A 20,652-nucleotide genomic window follows, 5' to 3' on the forward strand; every position below is an offset into this window, starting at 1 on the left:
AATTCTCACTAAGCCGTTATGGATAACAAAAAAATTCCCGAACAAGAAAGTAATCGCCATGCCAAAGACACCAGTAATCATAAGGCTTTAAGCAATTACTCAATTAGCGAAATAAATAAAGAACTTAAAGAGCGAACAGCAGAGGAACGAATCTTGTGGGCCTGCAGAGAATTTGGGACTTCCTTTGCTCTTACAACCAGCTTTGGACTCCAATCAGCCGTTTTGTTAAATATGCTGAGCGAATTAAAGCTTGAGAAGACCGCAAAAATAATCTGGGTTGATACTGGCTATCTTCCCCCAGAGACATATATTTACGCAGAAGAAATGCAAAAAACATTGAATTTAGACATAACAATTGCTCAAAGTGAAATATCTCCCGCTCGAATGGAAGCAATTTACGGAAAACTTTGGGAAACAAATTCAGTTAGCGATATTGACAAATATCATCAGATTCGCAAAGTCATACCTCTTGAAAACGCTTTTTCAAAATCAGAAATTGTTTGTTGGGCAAGTGGCGTGAGATCGAATCAAACTAAAAATAGAAATAACATGAATTATTTGGATAAAATCAGAGGCCGCCTATCTTTAAGACCAATTCTTGATTGGAGTAATAAGGATACTTATTACTACATTGAAAATAATCAATTACCTCAACACCCACTCTTTGCTAAGGGTTATTCTACTGTTGGAGACTGGCACTCTAGTGGTCCCGATTCAGAAAAAGGTATTGGAAGATCAACAAGATTTGGGGGACTAAAAGAAGAATGTGGGATACATTTGTCTGAAAAAAATGAATAATTTACCCCTAATTAAACCTGAATTAGTTTATCTGTTCGTAGGCAATAGTAGGTGGCATTGGGCCTTCAAAGAAAAAAAACAAAAGTGGAAATTCATAAGTTCATCATCAGAATCTGAAAATAATTTTTTTTTAAATCAACATACTCTCTCTGCCTGGGGAGCAGTAGGGAAAGTACCCAAGAATGTAAATTTTGACCCTAAAAAAGAAATTTGTTTAAAAGACATCCCACTAAAGAATGCACCTCCATGGCTGGGAATAGATAGAGCAATCGTTGGGTATGGAGCTTATGAATTAATAAAAAACTCATCAGATTTAACAGCTGACGGCTTAATAGTCGCTGATGCAGGTACTGTTTTTAGCTTGACAAAGATCAATAGTCGTTGTGAATTTGAGGGGGGACAACTGGCTGCAGGTATTAACCTTCAATTACATGCAATGTCAAATATGACAAAGAACCTTAAATATCCATCAAAAAAATTATTTAATTTTTCTAATTTTCCAAGTTCAACTGATGAGGCGATGTTAAAAGGTACATTAAATTCTATAGTTTCTATGATAAATCAAATACAAGAAGAAAATAGAGCTTTAATTTTTATTTGTGGTGGCGACTCGAATACTATTTTCGATAATATCAAAAAAGATAATTTAAAAATATTTCACAAGCCAAACTTATTATTAGAAACCTTAATAAATTTAAAAAAGCTAAATTAAACCAAGGTCTTCAATGATTTGATTGGCCATAATTGCCGCCTTAACTTTTCTATAGATGAGTTTTATTTTACCTTCAGAATCAATTACAAATGTATGCCGCATCATACCCATATATTCACGGCCCATAAATTTTTTTAAACCATAGCTTTCATAAGAACTTGCAATAGGGCATGGTTCTGCATCAGTTAAAAGTGTAAATGGTAGATTATATTTATTTATAAATTTGATATGAGAAGCAGAGCTATCTTTACTTATTCCTAATACTTTAATGTTATGCTTTTTGAATAGCTTCCATTGATCTCGAAAATTACAAGCCTCTTTTGTACATCCTGGAGTGTCGTCTTTGGGGTAAAAATAAATAACGACATTTTGTCCTCTCATTGATGAGAGTGTAACTATTTGACCATTTTGATCAAGGAGAGTGAAATCAGGTGCTAAATCTCCAATTGCTAGGGACATTACCATTCAATATCAATCAGACTGCAAGCGTACTAGGCCTTTGGCTTTTTCCCAAGACTTCATCATTAAAAAAAACAACCCAAATTGAAAAAAAATGGGCAGAGAGGCTCTACGAACAAAGAAAAATGGAATATTTGTTTTCAAGAGGGCAAATAAGACATGTGTTATCTACTGTTTTTAAGATGGATGCATTACAAGTTCCATTAATTGCACCCCCGGGCAAGCCGACTTTACTCCCACAAGGATGGGGTTATTTAAATATTAGTCATTGCAAGGATGCGCTACTTATTGGTTGGAGTAATAATAAAATTGGTGTGGATATTGAAAGACTTGACAGGATTCTTAACGTTAAGGATATTTCTCATCGAATTTTACATATTGAAGAAAAGAAAAAACTAAACACATCAAAGATTAAGTTATCCAATGAAGATTTGCTGACTAGATGGGTAGCAAAGGAAGCAGTTGTAAAATGGCAAAGGGGTAGCATATTTAAAGACATTAAAAATTGGGAAATTAATATAGAAAAAGGTGAAGCGAAGAACAAACAATTAGGTCTAAGGTCCCATTTAATCATGCAACAAATTTTTAGTTGGAAAATTGGTGTTGCCTTAGATGAGGAGGCTCAAATAAAAAATCCTATTATTTGTATGAGCTAGTTAGTCAATTAATTGGCCTATTATTTTTCTATGGCGGAGTTTATATTGAATTTTTCTATCTATATTTAATTGCAACAAATTATATAATTTTCTCTTATATTTATCATCAAAATTGTTCAATATCAGCTTGTTATATGCAGAATCTTTACTGAACCATCTCTTTTGGAGATTATGATCAAGTTTTAGTAATAATTCTTCTTCATACTCCTCAAATTTTAAATGCCAACCATGATTTTTAAAAGATTTATTTAATTCCTCATGAATACTATCATTCATCAATATATTATCCTCCAGAGTTATAATTTCCTCAATTAATTTAATATCGATAGATTTCATAATATCACTCTTAAGAGATTTAAAACATGTTTTTAATGGTCCAAATACTGGTGTAGTAATTAAAAGACGCATTCGACAATTAAAAGAGCATTTTGAAGTAATTACTTTAACAAATTGATTAGTAATGCAATTACTTAAAATCTCATTTGTGAGTCTTCCTCCAATCCATTCATAATTAAATTTAGAATTTAATAAATTTTCAAATTTTAAGTCCTGTATTAACAATGTTGGCCTAAGTAAAGGATCAAGAACGTCCAATTGATTTGAAATACGGGAAATCTCAGAACTATCTGACAAAATAACAACACCTCCCTCTGGTGTCTTCAAAAGTGGTGGGATAGACCAAAATAGAGGTTTATTACCAAAAATAAGGACTCTATCCGTTCGATTCCAAGAAATATCTGTCCAAAGGTGTTTAAGTAGACCCTGAAGTCTTACCCCATCATCAAAAAGTTGTCGTTGAATCCATTTCTCCAGTTCTCCTGAGTTGGGAGAACTGGAAAGAAAAAGAGGGAAAGTATTTTTTGACTCTTCAGTGGCTGCGAACTGAGCAGCCCTTCTCTCAAGAATCTTTAATCTTCTTACACCCTCCCAACCATGCTTGGAGGGCTTCCAAAAGATCTCACCTTGCATTGCATCGGGCATGTATTGCTGTACGACCCAATTATCTACGTAAGAATGTGGATAAAGATATCCTTTCCCATCTCCAAATTTATCCTTATCTCTATGTGCATCGCGTAAATGTGTGGGGACATCATCTGATGCAGAATTATTTACAGCCTTTAGTGCATCAAAAAAACCTTTTACACTATTACTTTTTTCTGTAGTTGATAGATATAAGGCTGCTTGGGCAAGTTGATATAACCCTTCAGGTAAGCCCACTCGTTCAAAAGCCGCTGCGCAAGCTTCAACAACAACTATTGCTTGAGGGTCAGCAAGACCTACATCTTCACCAGCAGAAATTAGCATTCTGCGAAATAAGAACCTTGGATTTTCTCCAGCAGCAACCATTCGGGCTAGCCAGTAAAGCGCTCCATCAGGATCCGATCCTCTGAGGGATTTTATGAAAGCACTAATGGTGTCGTAATGAGCATCTCCATCCTTGTCATATAAAACCGCCCTTTCTTGAATAGACTCTTCAGCTATCCTGAGATCTATGGTAATTAGATCTTTTTCATTTGGTTTTGTTGTTTCAACAGCTAATTCTAAAGAATTCAATAGCTTTCTGGCATCTCCATTAGCTATATCAACTAAATGGTTTTCTCCCTCGGGCGTGATTTCTATTTTTTTATTCCCAAATCCTCTATCACAATCAGACAGAGCTCTTTTTAACAATTTATGCAAATCTTTTTTTTGCAGGTGCCGTAAACGAAACACCCTTGACCGACTAACAAGGGCTTTATTAACCTCAAAATAAGGGTTCTCAGTTGTAGCACCTATCAAAGTCAAAATACCGTTTTCAACCCAGGGCAAAAGAGCATCCTGTTGTGCTGTGTTAAATCTATGCACCTCATCAATAAATAAAATAGTCTTAAGTCCATAGTCATTAAGCCGCTGTTTCGCCTCAAAAATTTCTTTTCTTAATTCCTTTATTCCAGCTAAAACGGCATTTAAAATTACAAAATTTGATCTAGTATTTTCAGCAATAATTCTTGCCAATGTCGTTTTCCCTACACCTGGGGGGCCATATAAGAGAAGATTTCCAACTCTATCGGCAGCAATAGCTCTTCGTAATAGACGTCCCTCGGAAAGAATCTCATCTTGGCCGAAAAATTCATCTAAATTATTTGGTCTTAATCTTTCGGCAAGTGGTGCCGATTCTCGCAATATTTTTTCACCCTGATAGGCAAATAAATCGTTATTCAAAACTGTGAATGTTTGTAGTAATGAAAAAATTCAATCTTAAGTTATAACTGTAGGCTTTTCCATACGAGTTCGTTGGGAAACTTCAGCAAATTCATCCATTGTTTTTATCAAGTTTGAAAGGGCATTTTGAGGGTCTTGATTTAAGTCTTCGGTTGTAGAAACATATTTTTCAAAATAAATTCTTAATGTAGCTCCTTGTGTACCAGTTCCAGACATTCTCAAAATCACTCTACTATCATCATTAAGTATTAATCTCAAACCTTGGTTATGAGTTAATGAATTATCTACTGGGTCTAAATAACTGAAATTATCAGCTTTTTGGACAACTTGACCTGCAAAACTTTGCCCAACCAATTTTGGTATTAATGATTCCGCTCTTGAGAATATTTTTGTTGCCACTTCAGTTGGAATAGATTCGTAATCATGCCTCGAATAATAATGTCTGCCGAAGGTATTCCAATGAATATTTAGAATTTCAGAAACTGAAACTTTCTTTTTAGCTAATATTTGTAGCCAATAAAGGACAGCCCAGAGGCCATCTTTTTCACGGATGTGACTACTGCCTGTTCCGAAACTTTCTTCTCCGCAAAGGGTTATTTTTTCTTGATCAAGAAGATTACCAAAAAATTTCCAGCCAGTGGGAGTTTCAAAGAAATTTATGTTTAAGGATTTTGCCACTAAATCTACAGCTGAGCTTGTGGGCATTGAACGAGCGACACCCAAAAGTCCATCAGAATAGGCCGGTATGCAATCAGAGTTAGCTGTCAAAATCGCGAGGCTATCACTTGGATTGACAAAACAACCTTTCCCTAAAATCATATTTCTATCACCATCGCCATCGCAAGCAGCTCCGAAACTCAAAGTATTTCCTAACAACAAATCATCTGCCAAATCTTTTGCATATGTCAAATTTGGATCTGGATGTAACCCTCCAAAATCCTCTAGAGGGGAGCCATTTCGAACTGTTCCTTTAGGAGCACCTAATATATCTTCCAGGATTTTTTTTGCATATGGGCCAGTAACTGCATTGAGTGCATCAAAAGCGAATAGGAAATCATTTTGCAAAAATGAACTTATTTGATCAAAGTCAAATATTTGTTGCATTAATAGAGAATATTCTTCTACTCCATCGACTACTTCAACCTCCATAGAGCCTAATATTGTTGAATTAGGTATACCCAAATCTATTTTTTGCAAATTAGATATTGTCTTATAGTCTTTAAGTGTCTTAGTGCATAAATAAATTTCATTTGTCAGAGATTCGGGGGCTGGGCCACCATTTTGCCCATTGACTTTGACACCAAAATCTGCATCGACACCACCTGGATTATGGCTGGCTGAGAGAATAATTGCCCCAATAGCGCTAGATTTGCGGATTAGGTGAGATGCAGCAGGAGTTGATAAAATCCCATCAACAGTAGTAATTACTTTTTTAATTCCATGGGCAACTGACATAGCAATTATTGTTTCAATCGCTTGCAGATTTCCATATCTACCATCACCACCAACTACAAGAACCCCTCCATTAACTCCAGGAAGAGTTCTGAGAATTGCCTCAACAAAACTCTCAAGATAATGTTCTTCAGCAAATCTTTTTGAACTTTTTCTCAGCCCAGATGTGCCAGGTCTTTGATCAAGAAATGGTTTATCGAGAGTGACAATTACTTTTTTTAAATTTGAGAGATTCACTTGATAGTTTGAGCTAGGAATAAATTTTGTGGGTTAAAACCTAATGAGGCATTTCAGAGGTGCGTAACATTGCTACAAACCACAATGAGGAAAGAATTAAAGCACATAAAACTCCTGCACCTATTCCAGCCTTGGCAATTATTAATGGAACTAACAGAGATAAAAGAATCACTCCTATTACGGGAGTGGCTGCAACAATGAAACGCAACATATCAAAATTAGAAGAATATAACTAGAACCATTCTGGTGCAGCTTTATCTCTTGGGTTGGTATTGTCTTCAGGAGTTACACGTTCAAACTTCATCGTGATATTTCTTTTTTCTTGGCCTTTTGAATCTATAGCTTGAATAGGATAATTTTGAATACCGTCACGGAAAGGTACCTGCAGGCGAAAAGTACCATCAGAGTCAAGAGGCACATTTTCTCCACCTATTGTTAATTTTGCAGATGGATCAGTAGCACCGTAAACAATCAATTCAGCATCAGCAACTAACCAGAAAGATTGATCATTAGAAGATAAGCCTATTCCAGATTCGTTTCTTCCACTAGCCCACAAACCCGCACCTGAATCTGAAAGGCCTTGATTATCGGAATTTATGGCATTTTTTTCCTGAAATTCCTCAGATCCAACTCTAGTCTTCCTGAACGTGTCCGTGGCCGATTGATATAAGCGCTGATGTAACCCTTGGTCAGCAGGTTCTTCTACAACAAGACTTTCCAAAGGTATATTTTTTGGGGTTTCCAAACTAAAGGGAACAAATTGATCAAGTATCAATTCACTTGGATGTTGACTTGGTACTTTTGCAGAAGAGGAAAATGCTAAAGAAATCCATTTACCTCTAAACCTGTAACCTAATTCAACCTGATAATCTCTATCCCCAAGTGGAATTGGAAGATACCATTCTGTGCTGTGGCTATCAACAGTAACTTCTCTTAAAGCACCTTTATTGACATCACCAGATTCTTTACCAGTAACGTCAAGAAGCCGTAGAGAGAGTCTTGTGGCTCCTCTATCAAGAGCTTGATTACGGTCTTCTTCAGAAATTTCCCAAAAAACAAAAGCCCATTCTGGATCTCTGGGGAGAAATACTACCTTTGTTAGGGAATTATATTGAGCGGCATTGCTCGTTGAATTTAAAACATTTGCAAGAAAATTATCTTTTTTAGAATCGCGTACAGCAACTTTTGCCTCAAGATCTTTTTTATTTGCATAAGTAATAATCTCATCAATCAAAGATGCTTTTGTTTTTCTGCTGTACAAAGGCACACCAACTGAACTCGCCTTCTGGCGCAATTGACGAAGAGTTAGGGTAGAAAGTGACTCTTTATCTTGACTCACGCCTGAAAAAGCTCCTTATGTTTTGTTTGGGATCAGTATCTCCTGATTTAAGAGAATCTCGTGGCTGCGGTCAGGATCTACTGACTACCAAGCTTTAAGAAATGGAGCAACGAGAAATGAAAGTAGTTGCGGTAAAAGGGTTTGTGAGAAGTAAAAAAAAAAATCTTCTTGAATGATTTTTAGTTTTATGTGAGTTTTAAATAAGAAAATTTTGATCTATCAATCTTTTTCCTTTGGGATCAATGAACGATGTCCTTTTGTCAAATCATTGGTTCTTCAAAGCATCATCAATCAAATCATCCAAAGTCAATTCCAATGGCGAAATTTCGTAAGCAATTGCCACCTGGTCCAAATGAACAGCTGCAGCGGCAAACTGGTTCAGGAGAATATCCATAAATTCTTTATCTTTGGAGAGCTTGGGATTTTTCAGACACCATGCTCTTTGTTGTTGATAGTCCGGGAGAATATTTTCTTTAGGACTGTCGCCTTTCATAACTTTGAAAGATTCAAGACAATGTGCCAGTAAACGAATGTGATGTTTCTGCAAAACCGAGAGATTGGTTCTATCAATTTTTTGGATTTCAGCCTGTGAAAGCGGGCTTGGGTCGCTAGGATTCTGAATTGTCATACTCAAAAAAACACTGTTTCTAAGATTTCAATATTATTCAAAATTTCCCAACAACAAAACAATCTTAGAAAACACTTCAACAAAGGGTAAAAAAGTAGATATCATCTAGTTACAGGTAGAGTAAAAGGAGTGTAATCAATGTTGACCTGCTTGATAACGCAGAAAATTTTTTTTTGAATCTATCCACTTTTATTCGAACAAGAATTTTTGAATTAAGTAAACCATGACAAATACCAAAACTGTTGATCAACTAGTTTCTGAACCATATAAATATGGTTTCGTTACCGATATAGAAACAGAAAAATTTGAAAAAGGAATAAATGAAAATATTATTAGGCTGATATCTAAAAAAAAAGAAGAGCCAAAGTTTTTACTTGATTTTAGACTAAGAGCATATAAAGAATGGTTAAAAATGAAGGAACCAGATTGGGCAACTTTAAAATATCCAGAAATAAATTACCAAGATATTATTTATTACGCGGCTCCAAAAAAAGATACAAAAAAAGCAAGTCTAGATGAAGTTGATCCAAAGCTTTTAGAGACATTTGAGAAGTTAGGAATACCAATCAGTGAACAAAAGAGACTTGCTAATGTTGCCGTTGACGCAGTTTTTGATAGCGTATCTATCGCCACTACATACAAAGAAAAGCTTGCGGAACATGGAGTAATTTTTTGCTCAATTAGTGAGGCAGTAAATGAATATCCAAATCTAATAGAGAAATATTTAGGTACTGTTGTACCGATTACTGATAATTTTTTCGCAGCATTAAATTCAGCTGTTTTTAGTGATGGATCGTTTGTTTACATTCCTAAAGGTGTTAAGTGCCCAATGGAATTATCCTCATATTTCAGAATTAATTCTGGCGATACGGGGCAATTTGAAAGAACATTAATAATTGCAGAAGAAAGCGCATCTGTAAGTTATCTAGAGGGTTGTACAGCCCCAATGTTTGATACCAATACTCTTCACGCAGCTGTTGTTGAACTTATTACACTCGACGACGCTTCAATTAAATATTCGACAGTTCAAAATTGGTATGCAGGTAATGAAGAAGGTGTTGGGGGGATTTACAATTTTGTCACCAAGAGAGGGCAATGTAGAGGAAAAAGAAGCAAAATTAGTTGGTCACAAGTTGAGACTGGTTCTGCAATTACATGGAAATATCCAAGCTGTGTTCTTCAAGGAGAAGAATCAGTCGGAGAGTTTTACTCGGTAGCCTTAACAAACAATCATCAGAAAGCTGATACTGGAACAAAAATGATTCATATTGGGGCAAAAACAAGATCTACCATAGTCAGTAAGGGTATCAGTGCAGGATTTTCCTCTAACAGTTACAGAGGTCTCGTGCATATGGGACCAAATGCAAAAGGTGCAAGAAATTACAGCCAATGCGATTCAATGTTGATCGGGGATAAGGCTGCTGCAAATACTTACCCCTATATTCATTCTCAACAACCTCAATCTAATATTGAACACGAAGCAAGTACCTGCAGAATCTCAGAAGATCAACTATTTTATCTGCAAAGCAGAGGAATAAGTTTTGAAGAATCAATTTCCATGATGGTTAGTGGTTTCTGTCAAGACGTCTTCAGTCAATTGCCAATGGAATTTGCAGCTGAAGCTGATAAATTACTGGCACTAAAGTTGGAGGGATCTGTTGGCTAACAAAATTTGTTAACCTAATTTGTTCTTTTTTAATTATCTTTGACACCTTTAATAAGTGATTTGCCCAGATTCCACTCCCATGCTTGAAATTGTTGATCTTCATGCTTCTGTTGAGGATCAACCAATTCTTAATGGGGTCAATCTCTCTGTTAGATCTGGAGAAATCCATGCCATTATGGGTCGTAACGGTAGTGGTAAAAGCACATTATCTAAAGTTGTTGCAGGGCATCCAGCATATGAGGTAACTTCAGGAACTATTAATTTCAAGGGAGCTAATCTTCTTGAACTCGAACCAGAAGAACGAGCACGAATAGGAATATTCCTAGGTTTTCAATACCCAATAGAAATTCCAGGAGTTAGCAATCTTGAATTTCTTAGAGTTGCAACAAATTCTAGAAGAAAAGAACTTAAACAAGAAGAATTAGATATCTTTGATTTTGAGGATTTGGTTAAAGAGCGCCTGGAATTTGTACAAATGAATCCCTCTTTTCTTGAAAGAAGTGTTAACGAGGGATTCTCTGGAGGAGAGAAAAAACGCAATGAGATTCTTCAAATGGCATTACTTGAGCCAGCAATAGCAATTTTAGACGAAACCGACTCAGGGTTAGATATTGATGCTCTTCGAGTAGTTGCATCTGGTGTTAATAGACTTTCAAAACCTAATACTTCAACCATATTGATTACTCACTATCAAAGGTTACTGAACGAAATAACGCCGGATTTTGTACATGTGATGTCGGATGGAAAAATTCTCAAAACAGGCGATAAGGAATTAGCAATAATGCTTGAAGAAACTGGATATGATTGGATAGATAGTGGTAATCCCGGCGAAATCAAAGAGGTTATAAAGTCATGATTTCTGGTGAATCATGCGTTAATTGGCTGAAATCTTTAGACAATCCAAATGGCTTATTAAAAAACATACAAAAAAAAGGAAGAGAATCACTCTTAAAAATTAGCTACCCCAACAGCAATGAAGAAGTTTGGAGATTAACGAATTTTAAACACCTAAAAAAATTTATAGAACTGCCCTTAACGTCAGAAACGGAAGATCAATTGATAGAAAAATATCCGAGTCTTACTCAACCCAACCCTGAGATTATTCAATTAATTAATGGTAAAGAGAATTCTTTAAAAAAACTTGAGAATCATAAAGGGTTTTATATGCTTAGAGAAAGTGAAAGAGAAAAATATTTAGGTAAAGCACTTGATCAATTTAATTGCAATAATTATTGGCCAATTATTATTAATGAATCAACCTCTAATCATTTTATTGGTATCGAGGTTAGTGGTAAAAACAATCCTACTCTTGAAATTATCTCCCCAGGTTTTTCTAATTCCTCTAGTTCAATAAGAATACTTCTTAAAATTACGAAAAATTCTTATCTTAATTTTAATCATGTTATTTTAGGGTCTACTAACTCTGCACAAAATATTCTTGTAGAAATAATTCTTGAAGAAGGAGCTGTAATTAATCATGGATACATAGCACTTGGTTGTGTTAAATCTAATTTACTTACTAATTTCGCAATAGATCAAGCAGAAAATAGCAGTTATTCATCAATTTCGTTGCAAGCAAATTGGGAATTTAGTCGTTTTGAACCTCGTATTATCCAGAAACATGGAAAAGCAAAAACCACACTTAAAGGTCTGCAAGTTTCCAAAGATAGTGAACAAATAAGTACACTCACATCTGTAAAATTCAATGGACCAGAAGGGGAATTAGACCAATTAAATAAATCTGCCGCAAATGATTCCTCACACGCAATGTTTAACGGAGCAGTTTCGGTGCCTAGGATTGCTCAAAAAACCCAAGCTTCTCAATTAAGCAGAAATTTAATCTTATCAAAACGAGCAAAAATTGATACAAAGCCTGAATTAGAAATAGTAGCTGATGACGTTAGATGCACACACGGTGCAACGGTGAGCCAACTGCTTGAGGATGAACTTTTTTACTTAAGAAGTAGGGGGATTTCTCTAAAAGAAGCAAACTCATTGCTTTTAGAGGGCTATTTTAAAGATATTCTTACTAACATACCTTCATATTCCAAAAGATGGACTTTTTTGAACAATCTACTTTCTAAATTAGCTGAATGAAATACATCGATAAAGAAATTGCTATCAGAGCGAAAAAAGACTTTCCACTTTTCAATTCTGACTTAGAAAAAGATGATTCCCTAATATATTTAGATCATGCGGCAACAAGTCAAAAACCCTTAAAAGTGATTGAGGCTGTTAGTAATTATTATAAATACTCCAATGCAAATGTTCATAGAGGCGCTCATCAACTTAGTGCTAAAGCAACTGAAGCATTTGAAAAGTCAAGAGAAATTGTGGCTAATTTCATTAAAGCAAAAAGCTCAAAAGAAATAGTTTTTACGCGTAATGCTACCGAGGCAATAAACTTGGTTGCCAGATCCTGGGGTGAGTCTTTACTCCAAGAAGACGACGAAATACTTTTAACAATTATGGAACATCATAGTAATCTTGTCCCTTGGCAATTAATTTCAAAAAAAATTGGCTGCAAAATTAAATATATAAACATTACTGATAAAGGTGAACTTGATTTAATAGATTTTAAAAATAAAATTACTAAGAAGACCAAAATTATAAGTTTAGTTCATATAAGTAATACCCTTGGTTGCTGTAATCCAATAAAATACATATCAGAAATTGCTCATAATTATGGCTCTCTTGTTTGCCTTGATGCTTGCCAGAGCCTTGCTCATCAAGAGATAGATGTTAACTCTCTGAATATAGATTTTCTAGCGGGTTCTTCTCATAAGCTCTGTGGTCCAACTGGAATGGGATTTTTATGGGCAAAGGAATCAATATTAGAAAAGATGCCACCATTTTTGGGAGGCGGAGAAATGATTGAAGATGTTTTTTTAAATGAAAGCACTTGGGCAGAATTACCCCACAAATTTGAAGCTGGTACACCAGCAATAGGTGAAGCAATTGGTCTAGGTGAAGCACTTAATTATTTAAATTCTATTGGACTCAAAAATATTCAAAAATATGAAAAAGATATAACTGAATATCTTTTTGAAAGACTTTGTGAGATTGAGGAGATATTTATACTGGGACCAAAGCCCTCGGATTGCGAATTTAGGGGGGCGCTAGCCACTTTTTTAATTGAAGGTATCCATTCCAACGATATTGCAGAACTATTAGATTCCCGTGGAATTTGTATTAGAAGTGGGCATCATTGCTGTCAACCTCTTCACCGTTACCTAAATTTAAATTCAACGGCAAGAGCAAGCTTAAGCTTCACATCTACTATTGAAGAAATTGATATTTTTGTGAGTGAATTAAAAAACCAAATTAAATTTCTTAAAGATAACTATTAAATATTTAAATGTTTTTTAAAAAATTTTTCCGAAAGCTGTAATACAGAAACCCTATTCTTTAAATCTTTAAAACCATGCCCTTCGTTCGAAAATTCATGTAATTCAACATTGACTTTATTTTTAGTAAGTTGTTCAAAAAGGACCCTTGTTTGGGATGGCTTAACCACTTTATCTTTTAAACCCTGAAAAAAAATAACTGGACATTTTATTTCTTTATAGTTATTTAAAGGTGATTTACTTCGATACAACTTCTTTTTTGATTCAAAATTACCCAATAAATAATTAAGATAATATTTTTCGAATCTATGCGTGCTCTCTCTCATATCTAATAGATCAGCTACTGCATATTTACACATAGCAACTTTAAAAATATTTGAGTTAGAAATAGCTCTCAGAGCAGTAAATCCTCCTGCACTTCCTCCCTGAATTGCAATTAAATCCTTATTTACAAAACCCTTATCGATACAATAAGAGGCTGCAGCAGTGCAATCATAAACATCAACCTCTCCCCAATTCTCCTTTATCCTGTCTCGATAGGCTCTACCAAATCCAGTTGACCCTCCATAATTAACATCAATGACGCTCCACCCCCGAGAGCTCCAATACTGTATTTCCAAATTCAAACCTTTTGAAGCCATTGCTGTTGGGCCACTGTGGCTTCTTACTAATAGAGGTGGATTTTGAAAAATATTTTGTAAAGGGGGATAGAATAGAGCCTGTGTTTTCTTTGATTTAAAGCCTTCAAACCAAATTTCTCTTGGAATAGAGAGCATTATTTCTTCATTATCTATTGAAAATGGGCGTTGCAAAAAACTCTGATAAGGATCCTGAATATCTATTTCTATAATGCTGGCATGATGAGATGAGTTGGCTGCAATAAAAGCAACTTTTCTACCACTAGCGCAAACGTAAGAAATATCGTTATACGGCTGGCTAATCTCTTGTACTGCTCCATCCATTGACAGCTTTAATAATTTCCAGTTGCCATTTTTACAAGCCGCTGCAATAACACCTACCGATGAAAACGCTATCGTTGTTATGCCAGAAACCCATTGGGGGATTGCAGTTTCTGCCCTAATTTCCCATAATCTTTTCCAAGAAACAGGGTGCTCTGAATCAAAATCAACTTTACCCACAATCGGATTCCACCAACCTGACTGATCTTCAGAAATAGAAATTTCCCCATTCTCAAGCCATATAGGTTGAAATACTGATATTTTCTTATCATTTAAATTACTTTTTCCAGCGATTACTTTTGGACTATCAATACTTCCATGTAGGTCAAATTGCGCTGCATAAAGTTCACTTTTTTCCCAAGGCATTTGAATATTTTCCCATTCAACCCAAGCTATTTTAGAAAAGGAACTATCTATAGAGATATAGGCAATAAATGATTTTCCTTGATACAAAATTTTGGGTTTTTGATAAATTTTATCTAAGTTAACTTGAATAATATAATCTATATTATTCTTTTCCATCACACCTATCCATCGATTTCTTTTTAGATCTATTACACCATCACCAAGTGAAAAATTATCTGTTATTATTAATTTTTTTTCATCATCAATAGCTTCAATATATAAACTTTTTTCTTTATTTATTTTGCTTAAAATCTTCCAGGTTTGATTCACTAAACTCTTCTTTGATGAATCAATCCAGGTAGTAATTATCAGATTATTTTTTTGGGCTACAGCAATAACTCCTCCTCCGTAGCCATGAAAATCAGTTTTAAGACTGCAAGGATAGGGAGTTAACTCTTGAGGCTCTAGGGAGATTTGTTTCCATGGTCTCAAAAAAGCAGTTACTCGCCCACTTTCTTCAGGTCTTTGTTCCAACCAGAAAATAAATTCACCAATTATTTTTGGTTCTTTTAATGTGGGAAAACTGGCCACAGCAATTTCCGCACTAAGAGGGTGGCAGATATTTTTATTGCAAGTATTTTTGTTGATTAATGATTCCATTGATTTTTAAGACTTTAGGCTGATCGGACCGAGTAAAATAAAATATATTCCAATACATTCAAACAAATTGGCTGGAAGCTTTGCCCAACTTGCAAAAAAAGCAGAAAAAGAAAAGGCTTTTATAACTGTCCCCAAGCAACCAGTGGAACATCCTTCTCTGGAGATTTATAAGCTTGGCAATAAAGTTCTTCGCGATAAAGCAACTCGAGTTAGCAAAGTTGATAGTTCAATGAGGAAAACAGCAAAAGAAATGCTTATAAGCATGTATTCAGCCAAGGGAATTGGCCTTGCTGGTCCTCAAGTGGGAATCCACAAAAGGATTGTGGTAATCGATTTGGATTTGGAAAACCCAACAACACCTCCACACGTTTTTATAAATCCTGAAATAATGACTTCTAGTTCAAGTTTGGATACATATGAAGAAGGATGTCTAAGTATTCCTGGGGTATATCTCGATGTAGTGAGACCTTCATCCATCAAAGTGAGTTTTAGAGATGAAATGGGAAGACCAAAAAAAATGAATGCGGATGGTCTTTTAGCCAGATGTATTCAACATGAAATCGACCATCTCAATGGGGTACTCTTTATTGACCATGTAAGCGATACTGAAAAACTAAAAAAAGAGTTAATAGAGAATGGATTTTCTTTTGAAGATGTCAATTCAATAAAAGGATAAATAGATTCTCCCAATATTCTTGATAGGCTATGTAGCTTGCTATCATTCATCTATTAAAAAAATTATTGAATGTCACAAGTAACAATCGGCGAAAACGAAGGAATTGAATCTGGTCTTCGCAGGTTTAAGCGTCAAGTCTCTAAAGCTGGTATTTTCGCAGAGTTAAAGAGATTGCGTCATCATGAAACACCTGTTGAAAAATATAAAAGGAAACTGCAGCAGAGATTAAGACAGAGAAGAAAGTGAGCTTTGGGCCATAAATCAGCTTAGAGAAGTTTTTCATTACCCTGTATTCACAAAAGTTTAATTACATTGCTGATAAGTTTATAAAAACTTTTATTGGTTAGATCGATTCAAGGATGCTCGCAAATATACTTTTATGAAGTTTTTTTACACACCTTTATTCCATGGAAAATGAAACTATTTTTGGAAAAATTCTTAAAGGTGAAATACCTTGTGATGAAATTTACAGTGATGAAAGATGTCTAGCATTCAAGGATGTCAATCCTCAAGCACCTGTTCACGTCCTAATAATTCCTAGAAAAACAATTCCCAGTCTTAATGAAATTGATGACTCCGATACTGAGCTCTTAGGACACCTTCTTCAAGTAAGTAAGAAAATTGCAGAAAAATGTGGTTTATCCAACTGGAGAACGGTCATAAATACTGGCGCAGAGTCTGGACAAACAGTTTTTCATCTACACATTCACGTAATTGGAGGACGCGATATGTCGTGGCCTCCCGGATAAAAAAACATAAAAATCAGAATTTTTAAAACAAGCAAAAATAAATTCTCTCGAAATCGGTCGGGGATGCGCTATAAATAAAGATTAAATTAAAAATTATGCAATCCCAAACTGGGGTAGAAAATCAAAAATCTTCCTTTCCACTGTCACAAGCCCTAAACTCCAGATGGGAAAACTTATCGGATTGGCAAAGAAATGCACTAAAAAAAGTATGGGGTCTCATTAGTTATAAATGGCAATGGCAGATCGTATTAAATGCACCTTTTATGCTGATCTGGATACTTGACAAAAGTGTACCGGCAGTTCATGAATTTGATATGAAATTGCTTCAAAGCCTTCCTATACCTGAGTGGTTACATGCAATGATAGGAAATTTTTAATTTAATCATTAAAAACAATTAGACATAATTTTGAACTCATATATAATCATTTAGACAATTTAGTATTAATTTAATTAATTACTCGAAAAATGAAAACTTATATTTTAAATACTAACCGCTATTAATTTCAATAAAATGAGTTTTACAAAAGATTTGAGTAAAAAAAATATAAATATCACTTTGGGGCAACTCAGAAGACTTTCTCAGCCATTCTTTCTCCCTCTTGATCAAAGTACAGGATTGCAGTTCATTTGGCTTTTAATATCATTACTTTTCTGTGTTGGAGGAATTGTACTAGTTCTGTTGACTGGATTGATTGAGACTTTAGACAACATACAACCTGTATTAATAGAGAAATATTTTGGTGGTGTTGTTAATACAATTGAGAGCATATGGTCAAGTTGGTGGGGATGGTTCTTTTCAACTTTATTTCTAATAGGAACCATAAGCTTTTTTAGTTTCCGTCACCAACTTAGAAGCAAAAGATGGATTCATTGGGTTCTTCTTGGAATAATCGTGTTGATGTTGCTCGCTGTAAATGGAATAAATGCTGGCATAGGTTTTATAGCTAGAGATTTAACTAACGCATTAGTAGCTAAACAAGAGTCTGGTTTTTATAGAATTCTCGGAATATATGCATGTTGTTTTATCGTCGCTTTACCTATAAGAGTTTCACAGATTTTCTTTACTTACAAACTTGGAATCATTTGGAGAGAATGGCTTTCAAAAAGTTTAATCACAGACTACATGGGCAATAAAGCCTACTACAAACTAAATCCTAATGACGAGCTTGCTACCGATGTTGATAACCCTGACCAAAGAATAACAGATGATACAAGGGCTTTTACAGGTCAAAGTTTAACGTTTACTTTGGGTGTATTTGATGCTTTATTAACATTTTCTCTGAATATATTAATCCTTTGGAGTATAAGTACAACTTTGACATTTTCTCTATTTGGATATGCAGCATTTGCAACATCAATCTTAATTATCGCTGGAAAAAATCTTGTAAGAATTGACTATGATCAACTTCGCTATGAAGCAGATTTCAGATATGGTTTAGTTCATATAAGAGATAATGCTGAATCAATAGCTTTCTATTCTGGTGAAGCTCCCGAAAAAGCTGAAACTCAGAGAAGACTTGGAGAAGTAGTTAGGAATTTTAATTTATTAATTATTTGGAGAGTAATCATAGATGTGATGAGAAGATCAATAAATTATGCAGGTAATTTTTTCCCATATTTAATTATGGCAATTCCATACTTTGCTGGAGAAATAGATTATGGAAGATTTATCCAAGCCAGTTTCGCATTTGGAATGGTAGAAGGATCTCTTTTTTTCGTAGTAAACCAAATAGAAGAATTGGCTAAGTTCACTGCTGGAATTAGCCGTTTAGAAGGTTTCCAATCAAAAATTGAAAATGTAAGTAAGTACAGCAATATTGATGAGGAAGCTAAATTTAAGCCTAGTGAAATAATATTAATTAATAATGCAAATCTTTATCCCCCTGGCGGAAAACAACCGATCATTTCTGATTTAAATCTAAGCATTTCTAATTCAGAAAGTTTACTAGTAGTAGGTCCATCTGGATGTGGTAAAACTTCCCTGTTAAGAATGATTAGTGGTCTATGGAAACCAACCATTGGAGATATTGAAAGACCTAAAAAAGAGGATCTTTTATTTATTCCACAGAAACCTTATCTGATACTAGGATCACTCAGAGAACAACTTTGTTACCCAGCTGAAGAAAATAAGTTCAGTGAGGATCAATTAAGGTCTGTTCTAGCTGAAGTTAATCTTGAATCTTTAATCAAAAGATATCCAGATTTAGATATCAAGCAAGACTGGACAAGAATCCTCTCATTGGGGGAACAACAGAGGCTTGCTTTCGGTCGTTTGTTACTAAATTCACCTCGTTTTGCAATTCTGGATGAAGCAACCAGCGCTTTAGATGTTAAAACCGAAAAAAAACTTTATGGACTTTTAAAAAATAGGGAACTGGCGGTCATAAGTGTTGGTCATAGACCTACGCTTATAGACTTCCACTCATCAGTACTGGAACTCATTGGTAATGGATCATGGAGGTTGTTACCTTCATCCAGTTACAAATTTGATCAACCTTAAAAAAAAATTTATGTCTACTGACTCCGATAACCTCGAAATTAAAAAGACTGACATCAACTCTGCGACTATAGAGATTGATAATTCCCCAATATCAAATTCCAGTGCAACAACGAATGATGTACCAGATTTTGGCTGGAGCTCTTACGCAGAGAGAATGAATGGACGATTTGCAATGATTGGATTTATTTCGTTGATTTTAATTGAGATAATCAGTGATAAAGGTTTTCTTCACTGGGCGGGATTAATTAATTAAAAATTTAAATTAGTCATCAAATCTTGAATTATTATTTTTGTCTTTAAAATTTTTAGATGCTCTGGAGTTTCCATATTGACCTCCTCTAATTGAGGAATTTTTAGAATTTTTATCTACATTATTTTTTCTTGGATCTAATTTTCTAGAATCTCTTGAAGAAAAAGCGGCGTCTTCGATACGAGTTCCTCTTGGACTATTAGATGAAGATGGCCTTCGTGAAGGTAATTTCATGTCCAAAGGATCATTAACTTGTGATTGAGCTCTTTTAGATGTTCTCTGGGAAGCTGATGGACGAGTTCCTCTTCTTAATTCTTGTCGAGTATTCCTTCTCTCTCCAAAATTTGAGCGGTTCTCTGATGAATACTCTGAACTAGAAGATCTATTAGCACGAACTCTTCTTCTTGGATTATCTTCAAAATTGTCCATCTGATTTCTAGGTCGAAATCTTCTACTAGCTGCTTCCTCAGGTATTGCCGCTCTGGAGGCCCTTCTAGGTTGATATGGATCAGATTGAGAGTCATCTTCTCCTAATTCATCTCGACTACTGAAGCGTCTATTGATGGGCTGTGGCTCATCAAATCTGTCATAGGGATCATCATCCCATTGCCTCCCTCGCAATCCCCCTCCGGGCGATCTAGGTGAATCTGATTCTTCAAAATATGAAGATCTTCTAGCTTGGTCAGTCGCAACACCTCTTAATCGAACACTTTCATAGGCAAAAAATACTGTTGTTCCAGCTAAAAGAAATTGTCCGAACTGAAGAATTGGATCTAATCTCCAACCCTGAAAAAAAAGAATTCCACCACAAAGTAAACCAATTGCAGCGAAGAATACATCGTAATCACGAGCAAGAGCTGGCTTAAAAGACCGCATGAAATATAAGCCTGCCCCGCAAATAGCAAGGACAATGCCAACAATGCTGGCCCAATTCAGACTGGCATTGACCAAAGTTGCGCGCCCTCCAAAATATGACCTGAAAGCGAAAAATTACTTTCAGTGTTAACAGTCTAGGA

At 35.2% G+C, this 20,652-nt stretch carries 21 protein-coding genes; 13 read left to right on the forward strand and 8 right to left on the reverse strand.

Features of this window, described 5'->3' with window-relative positions; all coding sequences use genetic code 11:
* The first annotated feature begins 18 nt into the window (after positions 1-18).
* Both AC6EJA_RS05940 and AC6EJA_RS05945 read left to right on the forward strand, forming a co-directional pair.
* Positions 19-798: a phosphoadenylyl-sulfate reductase gene (locus AC6EJA_RS05940; RefSeq protein WP_498501748.1), complete on the forward strand. Its 780-nt coding sequence runs from the start codon at positions 19-21 to the stop codon at positions 796-798.
* The gene (locus AC6EJA_RS05945) at positions 791-1,510 is read left to right on the forward strand and encodes a type III pantothenate kinase (protein ID WP_498501749.1); all 720 of its coding nucleotides are present in this window, start codon (positions 791-793) and stop codon (positions 1,508-1,510) included. Before AC6EJA_RS05940 ends, AC6EJA_RS05945 begins: the two co-directional genes overlap by 8 nt.
* Here AC6EJA_RS05945 and bcp read toward each other — a convergent pair.
* Entirely contained in the window at positions 1,502-1,969 is a 468-nt protein-coding gene (bcp, locus tag AC6EJA_RS05950) for a thioredoxin-dependent thiol peroxidase (protein WP_498501750.1), read from the reverse strand. The genes AC6EJA_RS05945 and bcp overlap by 9 nt on opposite strands.
* On the opposite strand from bcp, the gene AC6EJA_RS05955 reads away from it, so the two are divergent.
* The gene (locus AC6EJA_RS05955; RefSeq protein ID WP_498501751.1) at positions 1,942-2,625 is read left to right on the forward strand and encodes a 4'-phosphopantetheinyl transferase family protein; all 684 of its coding nucleotides are present in this window, start codon (positions 1,942-1,944) and stop codon (positions 2,623-2,625) included. The two genes, bcp and AC6EJA_RS05955, sit on opposite strands and share 28 nt — an antisense overlap.
* Here AC6EJA_RS05955 and AC6EJA_RS05960 read toward each other — a convergent pair whose 3' ends face one another.
* From AC6EJA_RS05960 to AC6EJA_RS05980, 5 genes are all read right to left on the reverse strand, one after another.
* A complete protein-coding gene (locus tag AC6EJA_RS05960; protein ID WP_498501752.1) occupies positions 2,626-4,827 on the reverse strand; it encodes an AAA family ATPase in 2,202 nt (733 codons plus the stop codon). It abuts the gene before it with no gap.
* A 36-nt stretch (positions 4,828-4,863) separates the two neighbouring features.
* Entirely contained in the window at positions 4,864-6,516 is a 1,653-nt protein-coding gene (locus AC6EJA_RS05965; RefSeq protein WP_498501754.1) for an alpha-D-glucose phosphate-specific phosphoglucomutase, read from the reverse strand.
* Between the two features lie 40 nt (positions 6,517-6,556).
* Complete coding sequence (locus AC6EJA_RS05970) at positions 6,557-6,727, reverse strand: DUF8677 family protein (protein WP_498501755.1); 171 nt, start codon at positions 6,725-6,727, stop codon at positions 6,557-6,559.
* Between the two features lie 21 nt (positions 6,728-6,748).
* Positions 6,749-7,855: a DUF4912 domain-containing protein gene (locus tag AC6EJA_RS05975; RefSeq protein ID WP_498501756.1), complete on the reverse strand. Its 1,107-nt coding sequence runs from the start codon at positions 7,853-7,855 to the stop codon at positions 6,749-6,751.
* Positions 7,856-8,120: 265 nt separating this feature from the next.
* Complete coding sequence (locus AC6EJA_RS05980) at positions 8,121-8,483, reverse strand: NDH complex assembly factor CRR9 (protein WP_498501757.1); 363 nt, start codon at positions 8,481-8,483, stop codon at positions 8,121-8,123.
* A 223-nt stretch (positions 8,484-8,706) separates the two neighbouring features.
* Between AC6EJA_RS05980 and sufB the strand changes: the two genes are divergently transcribed.
* The 4 genes from sufB to AC6EJA_RS06000 all read left to right on the forward strand — a co-directional run bounded on the left by sufB (position 8,707) and on the right by AC6EJA_RS06000 (position 13,499).
* Positions 8,707-10,149: a Fe-S cluster assembly protein SufB gene (gene sufB / locus AC6EJA_RS05985; RefSeq protein ID WP_498501758.1), complete on the forward strand. Its 1,443-nt coding sequence runs from the start codon at positions 8,707-8,709 to the stop codon at positions 10,147-10,149.
* A gap of 79 nt (positions 10,150-10,228) precedes the next feature.
* Positions 10,229-11,005 carry a Fe-S cluster assembly ATPase SufC gene (sufC, locus tag AC6EJA_RS05990; RefSeq protein ID WP_498501759.1) on the forward strand — a complete coding sequence of 259 codons (777 nt, stop codon included), beginning with the start codon at positions 10,229-10,231 and terminating at the stop codon, positions 11,003-11,005.
* Positions 11,002-12,246, forward strand: coding sequence for a SufD family Fe-S cluster assembly protein (locus AC6EJA_RS05995; RefSeq protein ID WP_498501760.1), 1,245 nt, complete (start codon positions 11,002-11,004; stop codon positions 12,244-12,246). The genes sufC and AC6EJA_RS05995 overlap by 4 nt, the downstream gene beginning before the upstream one ends.
* Positions 12,243-13,499 carry a SufS family cysteine desulfurase gene (locus tag AC6EJA_RS06000; protein ID WP_498501761.1) on the forward strand — a complete coding sequence of 419 codons (1,257 nt, stop codon included), beginning with the start codon at positions 12,243-12,245 and terminating at the stop codon, positions 13,497-13,499. The genes AC6EJA_RS05995 and AC6EJA_RS06000 overlap by 4 nt, the downstream gene beginning before the upstream one ends.
* On the opposite strand, the gene AC6EJA_RS06005 is transcribed toward AC6EJA_RS06000, so the two are convergent.
* The gene (locus AC6EJA_RS06005) at positions 13,496-15,460 is read right to left on the reverse strand and encodes a S9 family peptidase (RefSeq protein ID WP_498501762.1); all 1,965 of its coding nucleotides are present in this window, start codon (positions 15,458-15,460) and stop codon (positions 13,496-13,498) included. The genes AC6EJA_RS06000 and AC6EJA_RS06005 overlap by 4 nt on opposite strands.
* A 67-nt stretch (positions 15,461-15,527) precedes the next feature.
* On the opposite strand from AC6EJA_RS06005, the gene def reads away from it, so the two are divergent.
* From def to AC6EJA_RS06035, 6 genes are all read left to right on the forward strand, one after another.
* Complete coding sequence (def, locus tag AC6EJA_RS06010) at positions 15,528-16,136, forward strand: peptide deformylase (RefSeq protein WP_498501763.1); 609 nt, start codon at positions 15,528-15,530, stop codon at positions 16,134-16,136.
* Between the two features lie 69 nt (positions 16,137-16,205).
* Entirely contained in the window at positions 16,206-16,382 is a 177-nt protein-coding gene (rpsU, locus tag AC6EJA_RS06015) for a 30S ribosomal protein S21 (protein WP_320663492.1), read from the forward strand.
* 161 nt (positions 16,383-16,543) lie between these two features.
* Positions 16,544-16,885, forward strand: coding sequence for a histidine triad nucleotide-binding protein (locus AC6EJA_RS06020; protein ID WP_498501764.1), 342 nt, complete (start codon positions 16,544-16,546; stop codon positions 16,883-16,885).
* A 95-nt stretch (positions 16,886-16,980) separates the two neighbouring features.
* Positions 16,981-17,262: a hypothetical protein gene (locus AC6EJA_RS06025; RefSeq protein WP_498501765.1), complete on the forward strand. Its 282-nt coding sequence runs from the start codon at positions 16,981-16,983 to the stop codon at positions 17,260-17,262.
* Between the two features lie 135 nt (positions 17,263-17,397).
* The gene (locus AC6EJA_RS06030; RefSeq protein WP_498501766.1) at positions 17,398-19,386 is read left to right on the forward strand and encodes an ABC transporter ATP-binding protein/permease; all 1,989 of its coding nucleotides are present in this window, start codon (positions 17,398-17,400) and stop codon (positions 19,384-19,386) included.
* A gap of 10 nt (positions 19,387-19,396) precedes the next feature.
* Positions 19,397-19,639 carry a CAB/ELIP/HLIP family chlorophyll-binding protein gene (locus AC6EJA_RS06035; RefSeq protein WP_498501767.1) on the forward strand — a complete coding sequence of 81 codons (243 nt, stop codon included), beginning with the start codon at positions 19,397-19,399 and terminating at the stop codon, positions 19,637-19,639.
* A gap of 9 nt (positions 19,640-19,648) precedes the next feature.
* Here AC6EJA_RS06035 and AC6EJA_RS06040 read toward each other — a convergent pair whose 3' ends face one another.
* Positions 19,649-20,587 (reverse strand): Ycf66 family protein, encoded by a 939-nt coding sequence (locus AC6EJA_RS06040; RefSeq protein ID WP_498501769.1) that lies wholly within the window; start codon positions 20,585-20,587, stop codon positions 19,649-19,651.
* Between the last annotated feature and the right edge of the window lie 65 nt (positions 20,588-20,652).

The sequence above is a fragment of the Prochlorococcus sp. MIT2309 genome (assembly GCF_059772305.1).

Excerpts from the sequence above, each read along its gene's own strand:
- AC6EJA_RS05940 (WP_498501748.1), top strand. The coding sequence starts at position 19 with ATGGATAACAAAAAAATTCCCGAACAAGAAAGTAATCGCCATGCCAAA.
- AC6EJA_RS05945 (WP_498501749.1), top strand. The coding sequence starts at position 791 with ATGAATAATTTACCCCTAATTAAACCTGAATTAGTTTATCTGTTCGTA.
- bcp (WP_498501750.1), bottom strand. The coding sequence starts at position 1,969 with ATGTCCCTAGCAATTGGAGATTTAGCACCTGATTTCACTCTCCTTGAT.
- AC6EJA_RS05970 (WP_498501755.1), bottom strand. The coding sequence starts at position 6,727 with ATGTTGCGTTTCATTGTTGCAGCCACTCCCGTAATAGGAGTGATTCTT.
- AC6EJA_RS05980 (WP_498501757.1), bottom strand. The coding sequence starts at position 8,483 with ATGACAATTCAGAATCCTAGCGACCCAAGCCCGCTTTCACAGGCTGAA.
- sufB (WP_498501758.1), top strand. The coding sequence starts at position 8,707 with ATGACAAATACCAAAACTGTTGATCAACTAGTTTCTGAACCATATAAA.
- sufC (WP_498501759.1), top strand. The coding sequence starts at position 10,229 with ATGCTTGAAATTGTTGATCTTCATGCTTCTGTTGAGGATCAACCAATT.
- AC6EJA_RS05995 (WP_498501760.1), top strand. The coding sequence starts at position 11,002 with ATGATTTCTGGTGAATCATGCGTTAATTGGCTGAAATCTTTAGACAAT.
- AC6EJA_RS06000 (WP_498501761.1), top strand. The coding sequence starts at position 12,243 with ATGAAATACATCGATAAAGAAATTGCTATCAGAGCGAAAAAAGACTTT.
- AC6EJA_RS06005 (WP_498501762.1), bottom strand. The coding sequence starts at position 15,460 with ATGGAATCATTAATCAACAAAAATACTTGCAATAAAAATATCTGCCAC.
- rpsU (WP_320663492.1), top strand. The coding sequence starts at position 16,206 with ATGTCACAAGTAACAATCGGCGAAAACGAAGGAATTGAATCTGGTCTT.
- AC6EJA_RS06020 (WP_498501764.1), top strand. The coding sequence starts at position 16,544 with ATGGAAAATGAAACTATTTTTGGAAAAATTCTTAAAGGTGAAATACCT.
- AC6EJA_RS06025 (WP_498501765.1), top strand. The coding sequence starts at position 16,981 with ATGCAATCCCAAACTGGGGTAGAAAATCAAAAATCTTCCTTTCCACTG.
- AC6EJA_RS06030 (WP_498501766.1), top strand. The coding sequence starts at position 17,398 with ATGAGTTTTACAAAAGATTTGAGTAAAAAAAATATAAATATCACTTTG.
- AC6EJA_RS06035 (WP_498501767.1), top strand. The coding sequence starts at position 19,397 with ATGTCTACTGACTCCGATAACCTCGAAATTAAAAAGACTGACATCAAC.